18 protein-coding genes are annotated in these 17600 nt (G+C 57.7%); 9 read left to right on the top strand and 9 right to left on the bottom strand.

The annotated features are described in order from the left end of the window. Window positions 1–4: 4 nt before the first annotated feature. Complete coding sequence (locus tag VN114_RS09295; RefSeq protein ID WP_325514178.1) at window positions 5–394, bottom strand: c-type cytochrome; 390 nt, start codon at window positions 392–394, stop codon at window positions 5–7. 218 nt (window positions 395–612) lie between these two features. On the opposite strand from VN114_RS09295, the gene VN114_RS09300 reads away from it, so the two are divergent. The 5 genes from VN114_RS09300 to cueR all read left to right on the top strand — a co-directional run bounded on the left by VN114_RS09300 (window position 613) and on the right by cueR (window position 4933). After that, entirely contained in the window at window positions 613–1173 is a 561-nt protein-coding gene (locus VN114_RS09300) for a cytochrome c (protein WP_325514180.1), read from the top strand. Further along, complete coding sequence (locus tag VN114_RS09305; protein ID WP_325514182.1) at window positions 1170–1532, top strand: c-type cytochrome; 363 nt, start codon at window positions 1170–1172, stop codon at window positions 1530–1532. Before VN114_RS09300 ends, VN114_RS09305 begins: the two co-directional genes overlap by 4 nt. A 195-nt stretch (window positions 1533–1727) precedes the next feature. Further along, the gene (locus tag VN114_RS09310; protein ID WP_325514184.1) at window positions 1728–4139 is read left to right on the top strand and encodes a heavy metal translocating P-type ATPase; all 2412 of its coding nucleotides are present in this window, start codon (window positions 1728–1730) and stop codon (window positions 4137–4139) included. After that, the gene (locus tag VN114_RS09315; protein ID WP_325514186.1) at window positions 4121–4264 is read left to right on the top strand and encodes a hypothetical protein; all 144 of its coding nucleotides are present in this window, start codon (window positions 4121–4123) and stop codon (window positions 4262–4264) included. The genes VN114_RS09310 and VN114_RS09315 overlap by 19 nt, the downstream gene beginning before the upstream one ends. A gap of 249 nt (window positions 4265–4513) precedes the next feature. Then, a complete protein-coding gene (cueR, locus tag VN114_RS09320) occupies window positions 4514–4933 on the top strand; it encodes a Cu(I)-responsive transcriptional regulator (protein ID WP_325514188.1) in 420 nt (139 codons plus the stop codon). Between the two features lie 90 nt (window positions 4934–5023). Here cueR and VN114_RS09325 read toward each other — a convergent pair whose 3' ends face one another. Continuing rightward, entirely contained in the window at window positions 5024–5230 is a 207-nt protein-coding gene (locus VN114_RS09325; RefSeq protein ID WP_325514190.1) for a heavy-metal-associated domain-containing protein, read from the bottom strand. Between the two features lie 331 nt (window positions 5231–5561). Between VN114_RS09325 and VN114_RS09330 the strand changes: the two genes are divergently transcribed. Further along, a complete protein-coding gene (locus tag VN114_RS09330) occupies window positions 5562–6650 on the top strand; it encodes a GGDEF domain-containing protein (RefSeq protein WP_325514192.1) in 1089 nt (362 codons plus the stop codon). A 79-nt stretch (window positions 6651–6729) separates the two neighbouring features. On the opposite strand, the gene VN114_RS09335 is transcribed toward VN114_RS09330, so the two are convergent. Beyond that, entirely contained in the window at window positions 6730–8607 is a 1878-nt protein-coding gene (locus VN114_RS09335; RefSeq protein ID WP_325514194.1) for a potassium transporter Kup, read from the bottom strand. Between the two features lie 295 nt (window positions 8608–8902). Between VN114_RS09335 and ettA the strand changes: the two genes are divergently transcribed. Further along, window positions 8903–10570 (top strand): energy-dependent translational throttle protein EttA, encoded by a 1668-nt coding sequence (gene ettA, locus VN114_RS09340; RefSeq protein WP_325514195.1) that lies wholly within the window; start codon window positions 8903–8905, stop codon window positions 10568–10570. 83 nt (window positions 10571–10653) lie between these two features. On the opposite strand, the gene VN114_RS09345 is transcribed toward ettA, so the two are convergent. From VN114_RS09345 to VN114_RS09360, 4 genes are all read right to left on the bottom strand, one after another. After that, a complete protein-coding gene (locus tag VN114_RS09345; RefSeq protein WP_325514197.1) occupies window positions 10654–10935 on the bottom strand; it encodes a pentapeptide MXKDX repeat protein in 282 nt (93 codons plus the stop codon). 115 nt (window positions 10936–11050) lie between these two features. Next, window positions 11051–11779 (bottom strand): molybdopterin-dependent oxidoreductase, encoded by a 729-nt coding sequence (locus tag VN114_RS09350; protein WP_325514270.1) that lies wholly within the window; start codon window positions 11777–11779, stop codon window positions 11051–11053. A 52-nt stretch (window positions 11780–11831) separates the two neighbouring features. Then, the gene (locus VN114_RS09355) at window positions 11832–12461 is read right to left on the bottom strand and encodes a cytochrome b/b6 domain-containing protein (RefSeq protein WP_325514199.1); all 630 of its coding nucleotides are present in this window, start codon (window positions 12459–12461) and stop codon (window positions 11832–11834) included. Continuing rightward, the gene (locus tag VN114_RS09360) at window positions 12461–13264 is read right to left on the bottom strand and encodes a DUF1223 domain-containing protein (protein ID WP_325514201.1); all 804 of its coding nucleotides are present in this window, start codon (window positions 13262–13264) and stop codon (window positions 12461–12463) included. The genes VN114_RS09355 and VN114_RS09360 overlap by 1 nt, the downstream gene beginning before the upstream one ends. A gap of 139 nt (window positions 13265–13403) precedes the next feature. On the opposite strand from VN114_RS09360, the gene VN114_RS09365 reads away from it, so the two are divergent. Together VN114_RS09365 and VN114_RS09370 are read left to right on the top strand one after the other, a co-directional pair. Further along, complete coding sequence (locus VN114_RS09365; RefSeq protein WP_325514203.1) at window positions 13404–13985, top strand: sigma-70 family RNA polymerase sigma factor; 582 nt, start codon at window positions 13404–13406, stop codon at window positions 13983–13985. Next, window positions 13982–14623 carry a DUF1109 domain-containing protein gene (locus VN114_RS09370; RefSeq protein ID WP_325514205.1) on the top strand — a complete coding sequence of 214 codons (642 nt, stop codon included), beginning with the start codon at window positions 13982–13984 and terminating at the stop codon, window positions 14621–14623. Before VN114_RS09365 ends, VN114_RS09370 begins: the two co-directional genes overlap by 4 nt. Before the next feature lie 101 nt (window positions 14624–14724). On the opposite strand, the gene VN114_RS09375 is transcribed toward VN114_RS09370, so the two are convergent. Both VN114_RS09375 and VN114_RS09380 read right to left on the bottom strand, forming a co-directional pair. Then, window positions 14725–16422, bottom strand: coding sequence for a methyl-accepting chemotaxis protein (locus VN114_RS09375; protein ID WP_325514207.1), 1698 nt, complete (start codon window positions 16420–16422; stop codon window positions 14725–14727). 196 nt (window positions 16423–16618) lie between these two features. Further along, window positions 16619–17512 carry a LysR family transcriptional regulator gene (locus VN114_RS09380; protein WP_325514209.1) on the bottom strand — a complete coding sequence of 298 codons (894 nt, stop codon included), beginning with the start codon at window positions 17510–17512 and terminating at the stop codon, window positions 16619–16621. Window positions 17513–17600 lie beyond the last annotated feature (88 nt).

Below are 17600 nucleotides of genomic sequence, written 5' to 3' on the forward strand. Positions count from 1 at the left end.
GCCGTCATTGCAGCGAATGCAGATAGGCCGCCATGTCGCGCGCATCGTTTGGCGTCACACCCATGCTCGGCATGGTGGTGGAAGGAACCATGGCGCGCGGATCGATCAACCATTTGGCGAGCAGGTCCGGCTGGTTCGGAATGTGGCCGGCAATATAACTGCGGCGACCGAAACCCTGCAGTGGCGGTCCTGCGGTGCCGCGTGCAGCCGGTATGCCGGGAATCGCGTGACAGGTACCGCACTGATATTGATCGACCAGAAGTTTGCCGCGCTCGATGCTGATGCCGGAGCCGACATCTTCCGCGAACCGGTTATCGCAACCGGCAATGGCAACAAGGGCCAGCGTCATTGCGCAGCAGCGCAAGCGGATCGTGACGACGTCGTTATCGTGCATGATTTTTCCTCGAGCGGCAGTCGGGTAATAAGACGGCCTCGCATGGGAACACGCGTACCGATTTCCGGTCGCGACTTGCCGGTGCGCAATGTGTCTCTTTGTTTGACCACAGTTTCGGCAAAACTTTTCATGTCGGCGGTGCGCGACCGCACATTGTCCTGTGAACTTTGACGATGTCGCCATGCCTGACGAGGACACTCTCACTTTACGATGCCGTGATGCGCTCACCCGAATTCCGCCTCGTCGTCAAAACCGTTTGCGCCACACTGGCAATACTGGCGCTTGTCGGTGCACTCGGTGCGTACGCATTCATGCGGAGCGGCTTCTACAACATCGCCGCAACGTCGCAGCATCTGCAGTTCGTCTACACATTTCTCGAACAGGGCATGCACCATTCGGTACGCTTCCACGCACGTGACATTAGCGCTCCCGCGTTGACCGATGAGGCAATGATCGCGCGCGGCGCCGTTCTGTATCGCGATCACTGCGTACAGTGCCACGGCGCGCCGGGCGTGGCGCCCGCCGGTATCGGCATGGGAATGCAACCGGTACCGGGACCGCTGATCGATGCCCGCAGCAAATGGCAACCCAACCAGATGTACTGGATCGTGCGTCACGGCATCAAGATGAGCGGCATGCCCGCATGGGAATACCGGATGTCCGATGAGCAGTTGTGGCAGGTGGTCGCCTTCATGCAGCGCCTGCCGGAACTGACACCGGCGCAATACGCCGCCGCGGTGAAGGAGAGCGGAACTGACGAGAAGAGTGGGCAGCCATGAGACGATTTCTCCCGCGCCTGATCGTCATTGCCCCGATACTGCTGGCGGCCTGCGGCGACAGACCGGTCGCATCCCTGCAGGGCAATCCTGAGAAAGGTCGCACTGCGTTAACCCAGTATGCATGCCACGCCTGCCACACGATTCCCGGCATTACCGGTTCCGAAGTGTTCGTCGGTCCGCCGCTCGACGGGATTGCCTCGCGGCCGATGATCGCCGGCCGGCTGGCCAATAATCAGGATAACCTGATCGACTGGATACGCAACCCGCAGGCCGTCGATCCGCAAACAGCCATGCCCGACATGGGTGTCAGTGAGCAACATGCACGTGACATGGCGGCCTACCTTGCCACCTTGAAGTAAGCGACCACTATCGAAAAAATTTCCGCCAGCACTCGCCGGGAGTTGTTCAGCGCGAGATAGTCCGCTTGTTCGTCCAATCTTCTTTTTCAAAAGACAATAAAAGAACAGGCTTTTGAGAGAATCCCTTGAAAGAACTTGACCTTCCCATCATGTAAAGGTCGACACTCATCCTGTGTTCCATCAACCCGTCTCATCATGACAACCTCGACCTCATCCCTGCCCGCCGTTTCGGCCACCGCGGACCGGCTCACTATCGGCGTGCAGGACATGACCTGCGCGTCCTGCGCCATGCGTGTGGAAAAAGCCGTCGCCGCCGTTCCCGGCGTCATACGCGCCAGCGTCAATCTCGCGACCGATTCGGTCTCCGTCGAAACCGCAAAACCGGTTGATGCCTCGCTGATCCGGCATGCAATCGAGCAGGCAGGATATGGCGTGGCGCAACAGGAATGGGCGCTCGCGGTCACCGGCATGACGTGCGCATCGTGCGCCGGTCGCGTGGAAAAAGCATTACGCAAAGTGCCCGGTGTGTTTGATGCCAGCATCAACCTTGCAACCGACCAGGCACGCGTGCAAACCGCCGCAGGCATCGCACCGTCGTCGCTGATCGCGGCAGTTGAAGCTGCCGGTTACGGCGCCGCATTGCCCGCCGAAGCAAATTCACATGAAGAACCGCCAGGCAACAAGGACTGGCTGCCGGTGTTGTACGCCGCCGTACTTGCGGTACCGCTGACCTTGCCGATGTTGCTGGAACCGTTCGGCATTCATCTGATGCTGCCCGGCTGGCTGCAATGGCTGCTGGCGACACCGGTGCAATTCTGGCTGGGTGCACGCTTCTATCGCGCCGGCTGGCATGCGGTCAAGGCCGGCACCGGCAACATGGACCTGCTGGTTGCGCTCGGCACCAGCGCCGCCTACGGATTAAGCGTGTATTTGTTGCTGACCGCACATGCGGGGCACGCGCCGCATCTGTACTTCGAAGCATCGGTCGTTGTCATCACGCTGATCCTGCTCGGCAAATGGCTGGAGTCACGCGCAAAGAAACAGACCGCGTCCGCCATTCGCGCACTACAAAAACTGCGACCCGAATTTGCCCGGGTACGACGCGACGGTATCGATGCAGACATCGCGATTGACGCGGTCCGCATTGGCGACATCGTCATCGTGCGCCCCGGCGAACGCATTGCAGTGGACGGCACCGTCGTCGAGGGCATGAGCCAGGTCGATGAATCACTGATCACCGGCGAAAGCCTGCCGGTAACGAAGCAACCTGGCGACAAGGTCACTGGCGCATCGATCAACGCCGACGGCCTGCTGCTCGTACGCACCGGCGCCATCGGCACCGAAACCGTGTTGTCGCGCATCATCCGCATGGTCGAGAACGCGCAATCGGCAAAGGCACCGATCCAGCGACTGGTCGACAAGGTCAGCGCGGTCTTCGTACCGATCGTGCTGGTCATCGCATTGCTTACCTTCGTCGGCTGGTGGATTGCCGGCGTCGGCGCCGAAACCGCGATCATCAATGCAGTCACCGTGCTCGTCATTGCCTGTCCGTGCGCACTCGGTCTCGCCACACCGGCCGCTATCATGGCTGGCACCGGCGTCGCCGCCAAGGTCGGCATCCTGATCAAGGATGCCGAAGCGCTGGAAAATGCACATCGCATCACCACCGTCGTATTCGACAAAACCGGTACGCTCACCGAGGGCAAGGCACGTGTCAGCGAAGTGCAGCCATACGGCATCACCGAACACGAACTGCTGCAACTTGCCGCCACCATTCAGCGCGGCAGCGAACATCCATTCGGACGTGCCGTCATGCAGCGCACTGCGGAACTGCAGATAACGCCCGGCGATGTCAGCGCGGTACAGGCGCTCGCCGGCCTCGGCCTCAGCGCCATCATCGACGGCCGACACTATTTGCTCGGCACCGCGCGCCTGATGCGCGAACACGGCGTCGCACTCGACACCGCGGACACGCAAGCGCAGGAACTGGAACGCACCGGTCGCAGCCTGTCATGGCTGGCACAGGTGACGCCGACGCAGCAGTTGCTCGGCTTTATCACCACCAGCGACACAATCAAGGACAGCGCCTCGCGCGCCGTTACCGGCCTGCATGCACTCGGCATCGATACCGTGCTGCTGAGCGGCGACAATCAAAGCGCAGCCGATGCGGTTGGAACGGCTCTCGGCATCGACCAGGTCATTGCGCAAGTACTGCCCGCCGACAAGACCGCAAAGATTCAGGAACTGAAAACGCAAGGTTACATCGTTGCGATGGTCGGCGACGGCATCAACGACGCCCCCGCACTCGCCGCCGCCGACATCGGCATCGCAATGGCCACCGGCACCGACGTTGCCATGCATGCCGCCGGCATCACGTTGATGCGCGGTGATCCGGCACTAGTGGCCGACGCGATCGATATTTCAAGACGCACCTACAACAAGATCCGCCAGAATCTTTTCTGGGCTTTCATCTATAACGTGGTCGGTATTCCACTTGCAGCATTCGGCATACTGAATCCTATGTTCGCCGGCGCCGCAATGGCATTCAGTTCAGTCAGCGTCATCGGCAACGCACTGCTGCTGAGAAGATGGAAAACGAAAAAGTAACCAATATCAACGTGCCCAAAAAAGCGATGCCAACGGCAAGCGAACCGGACGGCAATGCCGCAGGCGAACCGTCTGTGCAGTTGCCGCTGGGACGTTGCCAAGTCGGCCCTTGGCTGGTCGGATAAAGGACGCAAACATGTTTGAGCGCAGCGAGTTGGTTTGCGGCCCCGATCAGGCAAGGGCCAACTTGGCATCCCACAGGGACAACGGCTTGCGGTCGCCTTTCTTTGCTTACTTTCTTTGGCGAAGCAAAGAAAGTAAGCGGCTGCCGGGCCGCCCCCGGCAAGAAAGCATCAACGAAGAACGAACACAGCAAGCAATCGCATCACAGCAATCACACACAATCAACCGCAAACAAACCGGAAAGCAAGATCATGAACATTGGCCAGGCCTCCCAATCTTCCGGCATCTCCGCCAAGATGATCCGCCACTACGAAAGCATCAATCTCATCAAACCCGGCCCGCGCACAACGGCCGGTTATCGCACCTATAGCGACAACGACGTGCACACACTGCGCTTCATCAAGCGTGCGCGCTCACTCGGATTTTCACTGGAACAGATCAGGGATTTGCTGTCGCTATGGAATGACGCACATCGCGCCAGTGCCGATGTCAAAACGATCGCTCTGAATCACGTCACCGATCTGGAAAAACGCATCGCCGAATTGAGCGAGATGCGCGACACACTGCAACACCTCGCGCAATCGTGCAGCGGCGACGCCCGCGCGGAATGTCCGATCCTGCAGGGCCTCGCAGAACCAGGCGATCAAGCTGTCGGCCACTGCAAGCACTGAATTCCCCACCCAAACAAAAAAAGCGGGTCATCACGACTCGCTTTTTTTCATTGACGCGCCATGGACGTCATTCCCGTCGTCCCGGGGTCGTCACACCGTCGAACTGCCCGTTACCGGGTAACCGGCCTCGACAATTGCGCCGCTGATTTTTTCCAGCGCCGCAGCGGATTGCACACGCACCTTGCGCTGCGCCAGATCAACATTGACTGTCGCCCGCGCGTCGATCGCCTGCACCGCCTTCGTTACCGCGTTGACGCAGTGCCCGCAGCTCATGTTTTCTACCTGTAGCTCGTACATGGAAACTCCTTTTCGTAAGTAACGGAATCACTTTAACGCTTGCCACAATGGGAAGGTCAAGAGGATCAGGGTGGCGACATAGTATTTCCTTGCGGAAATTTTTTGTTGCATCTGTAACAATGATTGTGGCCGAACAGGAATGGAAACGTTAAATATGGTGTCCCGTTGGGTGCGCACGGGATTGCCACAATCTCTTCATATAAGATGGGCAACAATAAAAATCAGCCATACAATTATTGCCTTGCTTCAACTCCCGATCGCAACCGGATTTTTTTCCTGAAGCCCGCATGCCTAACTGGATTCAACCGCTTACTTCGATCGACACCCGACCATGGACCGCCGGGTGATCGATTCCGAACCGCTGAAGATGGAATCTCTGCTGGGTCATCTGGTGGAGATTACCGGCCATCGCGACCACGACCTGCTCGATATTTCGATCATGAGCGCCTTGCTGAACATGGTCGGCGTTGCCCAGGCACGTGTCCTGGAACTGTTCCAGTCGCATGGTGACCTGCTGGTCCGCCCGCGCGTCTGGATCACCGACAACAAGGTGCAGACGTTCGACGAGGAAAACAGTTCCGCCGACCATCCGTGCGAACCCATCGTCAATTTTCCGTGTCTGGTGAATTGCATCGCGCAGCACAAGAACCGCATGGAGGAAGCGCGCCTGGACGGCGACCATGCATTGTGGATTCCGATCTGGCAGAACGAAAAGGTGTCGACCTGTCTCGAGATCGTCAACGACAAGCCGTTCTCGCCGCAAATGCTGCAGGTAATGGAAGGCATCCTGAGCGTCTACCGCAATTACCAGAGTCTGCTCGATTACAGCGAACGCGACTCGCTGACCGGTCTGCTGAACCGCAAGACCTTCGATGAAAAATTCGCGCGCATGATCAACAGCAAGACGCACGAACCGTCCGACTGCAACGATCGACGCCATCACAGCGACGTCAAGTCACAGTGGCTGGCCGTGGTCGACATCGATCACTTCAAGCGCGTCAACGACAAGTTCGGCCATCTGTACGGCGATGAAGTGCTGATCCTCGTCGCCAACGTGTTGCGCTCCTCGTTCCGTTCGCAGGACCGTGTGTTCCGTTTCGGCGGTGAGGAATTCGTGATTCTGCTGCGCTCCACTACCTTGGCCGATGCACGCATGATCTTCGACCGCTTCCGCAGTAACATCGAGCAGCATCCGTTCCCGCAGGTCGGACAGATTACCGTCAGCGTCGGCTTCGCCGCCATCACGCAGGAAACGCCGGTCGTCATCCTCGGCCACGCCGATCAGGCGCTGTATCACGCAAAGGAAAGCGGCCGCAATCGCGTCTGCTATTACGAAGAACTGATCAATGACGGATTGATAGACAACGGCAAGAAGAACGATTCGTTCGAATTCTTCTTCGACGAGCCGTCGGCGAACTGACCACGCTGTCCGAACGTCCATGAAAAAAAGCGCTGTTCCGACAGCGCTTTTTCTTTTTGACTTACGCGAGAACGTGCGATCAGATCTCGACCTTTGTCCCCAGTTCGATCACGCGGTTCGACGGGATTTGATAGTAGTCGGCGGCACCGCGCGCGTGGCGCGACATCGTGACGAAAATATGCTCGCGCCACAACGCCATGCCGCGCGTCGGATGCGCAACAACAGTTTGGCGTGCAATGAAGAACGAGGTTTCCATCATTTCGAATTCCAGTCCCTGGTCCTTCGCCTGCTCCAGCGCCAGCGGAATATCCGGCAAATCCTTGAAGCCGTAATACACATTCATCTGGTAACACTCGTCACCCAGCGTCTGTACGCGTACGCGATCTTCCACCGGCACGTACGGCACTTCCTTCATGTGCACGGTCAGGAACACGACGCGTTCATGCAACACCTTGTTGTGCGACAGGTTATGCAGCATTGCGTGCGGCACGCCGTCCGATTCCCCGCGCAGGAAAATTGCCGTGCCCGGCACGCGCGTCGGCGGTGCAACGAACAGCGACGACAGGAAATCCTCCAGCGGAATCGCATGCCTTTGCAGATTCTCGAACACCAGTTCACGACCGCGCTTCCACGTCAGCATGATCGTAAACAGCACTGTACCCAGCAACAATGGGAACCAGCCGCCATGGAACAGTTTCAGCATGTTGGCCGACAGGAAGCCGACGTCGATCACGAGGAAGAAGCCGGTTGCGCCGAAACACAGTAGCAGGCTGTAGCGCCAGCGATAACGAATCACGAAGAAGGTCAGGATGGTCGTCACCGTCATCGTCGCCGTCACTGCAATACCGTACGCCGCCGCCAGATCGGAAGATGAACCGAATCCGATCACTGCCATCATCACGACCATCATCTGCAGCCAGTTCACGGCTGGAATATAGATCTGGCCCATGTGGCTGGCGGAGGTGAATTCGATCTTCATGCGAGGCAAAAAGCCGAGTGCAATCGCCTGCTTGGTCATCGAGAATGTGCCGGAAATCGTCGCCTGCGATGCGATGATCGCGGCCATCGTCGCCAGGATCACCAGTGGGTAAATGCTCCATGCACCAAGTTGCTGATAGAACGGATTGTTGACGGCATCCGGATGCATCAGCAGCAGCGCGCCCTGCCCCAGGTAATTCAGCGCCAGTGCCGGGAAGGCGATCATGAACCACGCCATGCGGATCGGCTTGGCGCCAAAGTGGCCCATGTCCGCATACAGCGCTTCCGCACCGGTGAACGCCAGCACCACCGCGCCGAGCGAGATGAAGGCGAGCAGCTTGTTCCCTTCCAGGAAGTGCAACGCATTCAGCGGATTGAGCGCATACAGGATTGAGGGCTCATCGATGATGTTGATGACGCCCATCACGGCCAGCGCCGCAAACCACAACACCATGATCGGTCCGAACCACTTGCCGATGCCACCCGTACCGCGGGCCTGCAACGAATACAGGCCGCCCAATACGACAACGGTCAGTGGCACCACGTAGGGATCGAAGGTCGACGTCGCCACGCTCAGGCCTTCGATCGCCGACAGCACGGAAATGGCGGGTGTGATCACACTGTCGCCATAGAAAAGCGTCGCACCGAACAGGCCCATTGCCATCAAGGGAAAGTACCAGCGCGAATGCCGTCCGACGGAAGACAGCGCGAGCGCCATCAGCGCCATGATGCCGCCTTCGCCGCGATTGTTCGCGCGCAGGATCAGCGTGACGTATTTGAGGGAGACGATGATGATCAGGCCCCAGACAATCAGCGAAACCACGCCGATCAGATTTTCAGGGGTCAGGGGCAGGCCGTGTTCTTTCGAGAACACTTCCTTCATCGTGTACAGAGGACTGGTGCCGATGTCGCCGTAGACGATACCGACTGCGGCCAGGGTCAATGCAGCGAGACTGCTTTTTTTGTCCGGTGAAGCCAAAGAACACTCTCTACTAGCTAAGATAGTGCGAGGCACAATAGGCCAAGCAACTCGATAATGCAAGAAAATCGCCCGCCTTGCACGGGACGATGTTGCTTCAGCGTTGAATCGGCATCGAATCGCCGTCGCCCGTATTTACAAATACAAAAAGTTTCGTTCCGGATTTTCCACCTCGATTTATCCGCGCGACCGCACCGCACATACCGCGGCAGCGCGCCATCGGTTATCCTTGTGGCACTTTGGTATCTCTTTTTGTACCTCTCGTTTTGTATCTCGTCAAACAACCGGAACTGCAATGGCAAACTACGTTTACACCATGAATCGCGTCGGCAAGATCGTGCCGCCGAAACGTCAAATCCTGAAGGACATCTCGCTGTCGTTCTTCCCCGGCGCCAAGATCGGCGTGCTCGGTCTGAACGGTTCCGGCAAATCGACGCTACTGAAAATCATGGCCGGCATCGACACCGACATCCAGGGCGAAGCGCGTCCGATGCCGGGTTTGAACATCGGCTACCTGCCGCAGGAGCCGCAACTCGATCCGGAAAAAACCGTGCGTCAGGAAGTCGAATCCGGCCTCGGCGAAGCATTCGAAGCACAAGCCAAACTCGACGCCGTCTACGCTGCATACGCGGAAGAAGACGCCGACTTCGATGCGCTTGCCGCCGAACAGGCGCGCCTCGAAGCGATCATCTCGTCGTCCGATGGCGGCAACCTGAACCTGCAACTGGAAATGGCGGCCGACGCATTGCGCCTGCCACCGTGGGACGCCAAGATCGGCGTGCTGTCCGGCGGTGAAAAACGTCGCGTCGCACTGTGCAAATTGCTGCTCTCCAAACCCGACATGCTGCTGCTGGATGAGCCGACCAACCATCTGGATGCGGAATCGGTCGAGTGGCTGGAACAGTTTCTGTTGCGCTTCCCGGGCACCGTCGTCGGCATCACCCATGATCGCTACTTCCTCGACAACGCAGCCGAATGGATCCTCGAGCTCGATCGCGGCAGCGGCATTCCGTGGAAAGGCAATTACTCATCGTGGCTCGATCAGAAGCAGGCTCGGCTGAAGCAGGAGGAAGCGACCGAATCGGCACGTCAGAAATCGCTGCAGAAGGAACTGGAATGGTCGCGTCAGAATCCGAAAGCGCGTCAGGCCAAATCGAAGGCACGTCTGGCCCGTTTCAACGAATTGAGCGAATACGAATACCAGAAGCGCAACGAGACGCAGGAGATTTTCATTCCGGTCGCAGAGCGTCTGGGCAATGAAGTCATCGAATTCAAGAACGTGTCGAAAGCATTCGGCGATCGTCTGCTGATGGACAACGTGTCGTTCATCGTGCCGCCAGGCGCGATCGTCGGCATTATCGGTCCGAACGGCGCCGGTAAATCGACACTGTTCAAGATGATTGCCGGTCTCGACAAACCGGACAACGGCGAAGTCGTGATCGGGCAGACCGCAAAAGTCTCGCTGGTCGATCAATCGCGTGACGATCTTGCCAATACCAAGACCGTGTTCGAGGACGTATCCGGCGGCGCCGACATCCTGAGCGTCGGCCGTTTTGAAATGCCGTCGCGTGCGTATCTCGGTCGCTTCAACTTCAAGGGTGGCGACCAGCAGAAGATCGTCGGCAACCTGTCCGGCGGCGAACGCGGTCGTCTGCATCTGGCGAAGACCTTGCTCAAGGGCGGCAACGTGTTGCTGCTGGATGAACCGTCGAACGATCTGGACGTGGAAACGCTGCGCGCGCTGGAAGATGCGTTGCTGGAATTCGCCGGCAGCGTGATGGTGATCTCGCACGATCGCTGGTTCCTCGATCGCATCGCGACACATATCCTCGCTTTCGAAGGCAATTCACAGGTCACGTTCTTCGACGGCAATTATCAGGAATACGAAGCCGACAAGAAGAAGCGGTTGGGCGAGGAAGGTGCGAAGCCGAAACGGATTCGCTACAAGCCGCTCACTACTTGACCTGACCTCATCGTCAGTCGCGACAGACAAGGAAAAAACGGCGCCTCGGCGCCGTTTTTGTTGCATCGATGCTCTGTCAAAAATTATTTCGACATGCCATCTTTGGCCATGCCGTCATCCTTTTTCATGCCGTCGTGTGCCATTTCATCCTTTTTCATGCCATCTTTCGACATGTGATCCTTCTTCATGCCGTCCTTGGACATGCTGTCTTTCGACATGTGATCCTTCTTCATGCCGTCCTTGGACATGCTGTCTTTCGCCATGCCGTCATGCGACATCGCATCCTTGTTCATGGCGTCTTGTGCGAAAGCTGCGGTCGACATCAACAGTGCTGCGGACAGAATGGCGGTAGTGATTTTCTTCATGATGTTTCCTCTCAAAGTGAATAAAAGAACTGCAAATAAATACTGCGGGAACGACGGGGGACTGCAAAAACAAAAGGCTTGAAACCGCATTGCCGGAATTCGCAACACGCGCAACTCAACTGCCACCGAACCAGTTGTAGCCCTGGTCTTCCCAATAACCGCCGGGATAGGTGTTCGAGACGAAGATGGCGTGGATGTGCTTCGGATTCTTGTAGCCAAGCTTGGTCGGCATGCGCAGCTTCATCGGGTAGCCGTACTTGGTCGGCAAGGTCTGGCCGTCATAAGTCAGTGCCATCAATGTCTGCGGATGCAAGGCCGTCGCCATGTCGATGCTGGTGTAATAGTCGTCGGCACATTTGAAGCCGACGTATTTCGCATTCAGATCGGCACCGATACGTTTGAGGAAAGTTCCGAATGGAACGCCGCCCCATTTACCGATCGCACTCCAGCCTTCCACACAGATGTGACGCGTAATCTGATCCGCCTGCGGCATCGCGCGCAACTGGCGCAACGACCATGGCGTCTTGTCCGCGATCAGGCCGCTCAGCTCCAGCCGCCATTCGTCGCCATCGACTTCCGGCGCTTCGTCTTCGCCATAAAAGGCATTGAACGGAAACGGTCGCGTGATCATCGAATCGGGATAGGTCGGTGCCAGTTTGTTCGGATCGAACAGCACGCCTTGAATGCGATCGTTCAGGCTCGACACCTTGCCGAGCGCAGCTTCAATGCTGCTGTTGTCATCGAGCGAACAACCTGTCAGCAATGCCAGGCCGCCAAGCGTGACCGTACGTTGCAGAAAGGCGCGACGCGAAGGGGCGAACTTGCGGATCGCATCGGCCAGCATCAACTCGCTGTCCTTGGAATAAGTGATTTTTTTCTTGATCATGATGTTTTCCTCAGCGTCCGCGAATCATTGCAATCAACGTGCGCGGCACCAGCGCCACCATCACGACATGCACAACGAAGAATCCGACCAGTGCCGACATCGCGAAGAAGTGCACACGACGCGCCGATTCGTAACCGCCCAGCAATTCACGCAACATCGGGAACTGCACCGACTTCCACAACACCAGACCGGACATCACGATCACGACGATATCGAGAATGACGAACAGGTAGGCAGCGCGTTGCACGGCGTTGTAATGACGCGGATCGGCGTGCGCCAGTTTGCCTTTCAACGCCGCCAGCAGATCGACGGCGATCTGGCGCGGCGTCAAAGGGAAAAACTGTCGTTTCAGCCGACCGGAAAAAATATTGATCGCCAGATAGATCAGGCCATTGATGATCAGCAACCACATTGCGGCGAAATGCCATTGCAGTGCACCACCGAGCCAGCCGCCCAAGGTCATGTCGGAAGGAAAACGGAATTCGAAGAATGGCGACGCGTTATAGATACGCCAGCCACTGGTCACCAGCAGAATGACAGCAAGCGCATTCGACCAGTGCGTGAGACGCAGCCAGATCGGATGGATGGTGCGATTGCCGTGTGCGGAAACTTGCGCGGTTTGCATCGTCGATTGATTCATCACAGGCCTCGCGCGGTAGAAACAGCTTGCAGCACATTGCCGTCATTCGGTTCCTGGACAAACGCGACGGCTTGCAGATTGCGGCGATTCCAGCCACCGGGCAGACTGACTTCCTGACGGAATTGCGCCGTGCCCTGCTTCAACTTGATCGGGCCGTACCAGAGGCGTACCGTGTTGTCGTGATGCAGCGTGACACCGCTGTTTTCGCCACGCAGAACCTTGGAAGACAAAGCGTTTTCGCTGAGCGCCACGTACAGATCGCCATCGACCTGTTTGGCACCGACGGATTGCGTCAGCACATCCAGCGAGACTTTGCCGTTTTCTGCCGATGCCGTCTTCAGTGTGATGGCAACCGGTGCAGGACGTGCATTGATTCGGCGTATCGTGTCCGGCAAATCATTGCGCCATGTACGCAACTCGTTGCCGCTGACAAAAAACTGGGGCGTGTAGACAACACGGTTCGGCTTGCCTTCGAGCAGATCGCCTTGTCGTGTATCGAAGGCTTTTTGCGCAAACACATCCTTCCAGCCGATTGCATCCCAATACGTGACGTGCAGCGACAACGGCACAATGGCAGCATCGGGGCCAAGCTGTTCCTTCAATTTGCTTAACTGTTTGTCTGCCGGCGGGCAGCTCGAACAGCCTTCGCTGGTGTAAAGTTCGACCAGCGCGGCGGTTGACGGACCGCTTTTGACTTCCGCGGTTTTGACTTCCGTGCCTTTGACTTCCGATATATTCCCGGCATAGGATGACGCCCCCGTGCCGAGTATGCATGCCATGACTGTGAGTGCGATTGGTTTCATCTGCGCTACCGTTTCATCGTGTTTCAGTGAATGTGCAAGGTAGTTCGCGGCCGAAACGGGATTGGTTACATGTCATCAAAAGAATTTTCTGTTTCAACCCCAAATATTTATTTACGTTACGGCGTAACCGAAAGTGCAGATGCAGCGAATACATAAGGGAGAACAGCGACCTGCGCTCAGCGAGGCGGAGTCGAAGCTGCGCACTCTGCTGGTGCAGGGGATGGATGGCGATGCGGTTGCCTACCGTCATTTTTTGCAGGCGACGACGACCCATCTCCGTGCATTCTTGCGGCGCAGGCTCAACCGCTGGCCGGATGAAGTCGAGGATCTGGTGCAGGAAGCATTGCTGGCCATTCACAACCAGCGGATGACCTATGACCGGAACGCGCCCCTGACTGCGTGGATTCACGCGATCGCGAAGTACAAACTCATTGACTGGCTGCGTCGTCATGCGCGCCACGAAATGCTGAACGATCCGCTGGATGACGAGAACGAATTGTTTTCGACCGCGGATACGGACAGCAGCGATGCCCGGCGCGATCTGGGCAAGGTGCTGGACCTGCTGCCGGAACAACAACGTATCGCGATCCTCCACACAAAAGTGGATGGCTTGTCGGTTCGGGAAACGGCTGCAGCAATGCAAATATCGGAGGCCTCCGTCAAGGTGGCGGTCCACCGCGGGCTGAAAACGCTGGCGGCAAAATTGCGGGATGAATCATGAAAACAGATGACCTGATCAACATGCTGGCCAGCGGGCCGGACGTCTCTGCCCCGGCGATGCCGGTGCAGCGATTCGTCCTGCTCGTCTCGTTCGGCTTTCTGGCAAGCATTGGAATGATGCTGACTTTCCTCGGCATGCGGCCGAACCTGAACGAGCTGATCATGATGCCGGCGTTCTGGATCAAGATTGCCTTCGTTGTCTGCCTTGCAGCCGTGGGCTGGGTTGCTTCTGCACGCCTGTCGACGCCCGGCACGCGCATCACGATGTTGCCGTTGTTGATCGCCTTGCCGGTGCTGTTGATCTGGATCGTGGGCGCAATCTCCCTGATGCATGCAGCACCGGGAGAACGTGCACAGCTTTTCTGGGGACAGACCTGGCGTTATTGCCCGTTCCTGATCGCCTTGCTGTCAATGCCGTTGTTTGTCGCCGTGCTGAAAATCATGCGCAATCTGGCGCCGGTGCGGTTGCGACTGGCCGGTGCGACGGCCGGCTTTGCGGCCGGTGCGGCAGCGACCATGGTGTATTCGCTGCATTGCCCTGAAATTGCCGCGCCCTTTGTCGGCTTCTGGTATCTGGTCGGCATCATGATTCCGACTGTCATCGGTGTGTTGATCGGTCCACGCGTGCTGCGCTGGTAATGTCCGGCTGTTGAACGACGGCGATCCTGCGTTCGTCACTCCATGAAAAAGGCCATGCAATTGCATGGCCTTTTTCGATTCAACCGGATCGATGTCCGGTATCAGAACTGTTCCCATTCGTCGCCACCGGCGGTGACGGTCTGCGGTTCCTTCCGTTCGGTCCGTGCCGGCAGGGATTTCAATCTAGGTTGTGCAGCCGGCGCTTTTGCCGCAGGCTTTGGCGCAGCCCTCGGTGCAGAAGCCGGCATCACGACCGCATTGCCATCCAGCTTGAAGACACTGACGACATGCGACAGATTGCTGGCCTGATCCTGCAGCGATTCGGCAGCGGCCGCGGCTTCCTCGACCAGCGCGGCATTCTGCTGCGTAACCTGATCCATCTGCATGACGGCTTGATTGATCTGCTCGATGCCATCGGTCTGTTCCTGGCTGGCAGCGGTGATCTCGGCCATGATGTCGGTAACGCGGCGCACGCTTTCGACGACTTCCTTCATCGTGTCGCCCGCATCGTTGACCAGGCGCGAACCGATAGCGACCTTGTCGACCGAGTCGTTGATCAGCAGCTTGATTTCCTTCGCGGCACTGGCAGAACGTTGCGCCAGCGTACGCACCTCCGAGGCGACCACGGCAAAACCGCGGCCTTGTTCGCCGGCCCGTGCGGCTTCCACCGCGGCGTTCAGCGCCAGGATGTTGGTCTGGAAAGCAATGCCGTCGATGACGCCGATGATGTCGACGATCTTGCTGGCGGAATCGTTGATCGAACCCATGGTGTCGACGACCTGCGAGACGACATCGCCACCGCGCACGGCGACTTCGGACGCCGTCATTGCCAGTTGATTCGACTGGCGCGCGTTGTCGGCGTTCTGCTTGACGGTCGACGTCAGTTCTTCCATCGACGACGCCGTTTCTTCCAGCGAACTGGCCTGCTGTTCGGTACGCGACGACAGGTCCAGATTGCCGGTGGCGATCTGCGTCGATGCAGTGGCGATCGTGTCGGTACCGACCCGGACCTGCGAAACGATCTTCACCAGACTTTCGTTCATGTCCTTCAGCGCTTGCAGCAACTGACCGGTTTCATCTTTCGATGTGACGGTAATCGTGCCCGTCAGATCGCCATCCGCCACCTTGCGCGCCAATCCGACTGCCTGGCTGAGCGGACGCGTAATGCTGCGCGTGGCAAGAAATGCGAGAATCAGGCTGATGGCAACTGCGATCAGCGACAACACACCGACCAGCGTCTGTGCCTGATTCGCCATATCGTGTGCCTCATCGCCTGCCTTGGTCATGAGACCTGACTGGAAATCCACCAGCTTGTCGAGTCCGGTCATGTACGCCAGTTGCGCTGGTCGCAACTCTGCGAACAGCAGTACCAGCGCCTCCTCTTTCATGCCGTCACGCATCAGCGTGACGAATTTGTCCTTCAGCGGCGCAAACTGGTTGCGCGCCTCGACCAGCGTCGTCATGTGACGACGTCCCTCTTCCGACTGGATGGTGCGATCGAGTTCACCGAGCGATTTGGAAATGACGTCCGAACTCTGGCCGATGTTGTCGAGCTCGGTCTTGATCTCGGCCGGGTTCGTCATCAGCAATGCATTGCGCATGTTGCGCGCGGTTTCGTTGAGTTCGTCCTTGATGGTGTGGGCGTGGACCGTTTTCGGATAACGATCTTCGTTGGTCAGAGTGATCGCCTGGTCAAGGCGTTCGATGCGGGAGAAAGCGACTGTTGCAAGGATGATCAGTACGACGACGACACTACCGAAACTCAGGGCCAGGCGTTGGCCGATTTTAAGATTTTTCATTTGAACGTGTCTTTCATAGGGTTAACAAACAATGGCGATCCTGCCCTGCTTACCCGGACGTTCGGCCCTTATGACAACGCCGTGACGCCCGCCTTGCTCTCTTGCGGGGGAGCGGCATAGAAGTTATTTATCGGCAACTTTGTGAATGACTTGATGAATTGGCAGAAACATTTAACGAATTCTTTACATCTGCTGCTCAACCGGCCCACTGCCGGCAAAACTGCATGAAAAATTCCAGCCGCGCAGACAGCAGCTTGTTTTTTCGAACAATCAGATAGAAATGACGTTGCAAACGCGGCAAGGTCGTACGCAATTCAACCAGTCGGCCGGTGTCCACCAGATCCGCCACCACCAGTCGCGACAGGCAAGCCAGCCCGAGCCCCGCCGCCGCCGCATGCTTGATCGCCTCCGAATTGCTGAACTCACCAGCGGATTGCAGCATGTGCAGATGCGGCAGCAATGCATGTTCGACCGCTTCACGCGTACCCGAACCGGGTTCCCGCAACAGCCAGCCGGCCTGTCGCAAATCGGCCAGCGGAACCTTGCCATCCCGACCCGCAAACGGATGATGCGGTGCGCACACCACGACCAGTTCGTCGGTCATCCAGGGTTCCGCATGTAATTCCGCTTCATGACAGGGACCTTCGATCAGGCCGATATCGACGTCGAAAGCCGCCACCGCGGCTGCTACGTCGCGCGTGTTGGCAATCGTCACCTGTGGTGCCGCCGGTGTCGGCATCTGCGCAAAATGCGCGAGCATGCGCGGCAACTGGTAAATGCCGATGGTCGTGCTGGCGCCGATATGCAAGCCACTCGCAGCAGCGGCATCGGGTTGGTGGAACTGCTCCTCGATCGTCGCCGCAGCATCCAGCATCTGGCGCGCTTGCGGTAACAGCATGCGGCCGTTGTCGTTGATGATCAGCCGTTTGCCGACGCGATCGAACAGATGTATGCCGAGCAGACTTTCCAGTTCATTCAATGCTGCGCTGGCGGCCGATTGCGACAGCGCCACCGCCTCGGCGGCGGCCATGGTGCTGCCACGATCGGCGACCGCCAGAAAGATTTGCAATTGACGCAAGGTGAGACGCATACCGATGCTCCATGTCTATTTACCTGTTTTTATGGTCGATTATAGATAAACAAATCGTTTTATCAATTAAATGGCATTCCATAGACTG

The organism is Oxalicibacterium sp., from assembly GCF_035565035.1.
In the GTDB taxonomy this organism is placed as follows: Bacteria; Pseudomonadota; Gammaproteobacteria; order Burkholderiales; family Burkholderiaceae_D; genus Oxalicibacterium.

Coding starts and splice junctions, on each gene's coding strand:
- VN114_RS09330 (WP_325514192.1), top strand. CDS start 5,562: ATGGACCGCCGGGTGATCGATTCCGAACCGCTGAAGATGGAATCTCTG.
- ettA (WP_325514195.1), top strand. CDS start 8,903: ATGGCAAACTACGTTTACACCATGAATCGCGTCGGCAAGATCGTGCCG.
- cueR (WP_325514188.1), top strand. CDS start 4,514: ATGAACATTGGCCAGGCCTCCCAATCTTCCGGCATCTCCGCCAAGATG.
- VN114_RS09370 (WP_325514205.1), top strand. CDS start 13,982: ATGAAAACAGATGACCTGATCAACATGCTGGCCAGCGGGCCGGACGTC.
- VN114_RS09375 (WP_325514207.1), bottom strand. CDS start 16,422: ATGAAAAATCTTAAAATCGGCCAACGCCTGGCCCTGAGTTTCGGTAGT.
- VN114_RS09355 (WP_325514199.1), bottom strand. CDS start 12,461: ATGAATCAATCGACGATGCAAACCGCGCAAGTTTCCGCACACGGCAAT.
- VN114_RS09315 (WP_325514186.1), top strand. CDS start 4,121: ATGGAAAACGAAAAAGTAACCAATATCAACGTGCCCAAAAAAGCGATG.
- VN114_RS09365 (WP_325514203.1), top strand. CDS start 13,404: ATGCAGCGAATACATAAGGGAGAACAGCGACCTGCGCTCAGCGAGGCG.
- VN114_RS09325 (WP_325514190.1), bottom strand. CDS start 5,230: ATGTACGAGCTACAGGTAGAAAACATGAGCTGCGGGCACTGCGTCAAC.
- VN114_RS09360 (WP_325514201.1), bottom strand. CDS start 13,264: ATGAAACCAATCGCACTCACAGTCATGGCATGCATACTCGGCACGGGG.
- VN114_RS09300 (WP_325514180.1), top strand. CDS start 613: ATGCGCTCACCCGAATTCCGCCTCGTCGTCAAAACCGTTTGCGCCACA.
- VN114_RS09380 (WP_325514209.1), bottom strand. CDS start 17,512: ATGCGTCTCACCTTGCGTCAATTGCAAATCTTTCTGGCGGTCGCCGAT.
- VN114_RS09345 (WP_325514197.1), bottom strand. CDS start 10,935: ATGAAGAAAATCACTACCGCCATTCTGTCCGCAGCACTGTTGATGTCG.
- VN114_RS09295 (WP_325514178.1), bottom strand. CDS start 394: ATGCACGATAACGACGTCGTCACGATCCGCTTGCGCTGCTGCGCAATG.
- VN114_RS09350 (WP_325514270.1), bottom strand. CDS start 11,779: ATGCTGGCCGATGCGATCCGCAAGTTCGCCCCTTCGCGTCGCGCCTTT.
- VN114_RS09305 (WP_325514182.1), top strand. CDS start 1,170: ATGAGACGATTTCTCCCGCGCCTGATCGTCATTGCCCCGATACTGCTG.
- VN114_RS09310 (WP_325514184.1), top strand. CDS start 1,728: ATGACAACCTCGACCTCATCCCTGCCCGCCGTTTCGGCCACCGCGGAC.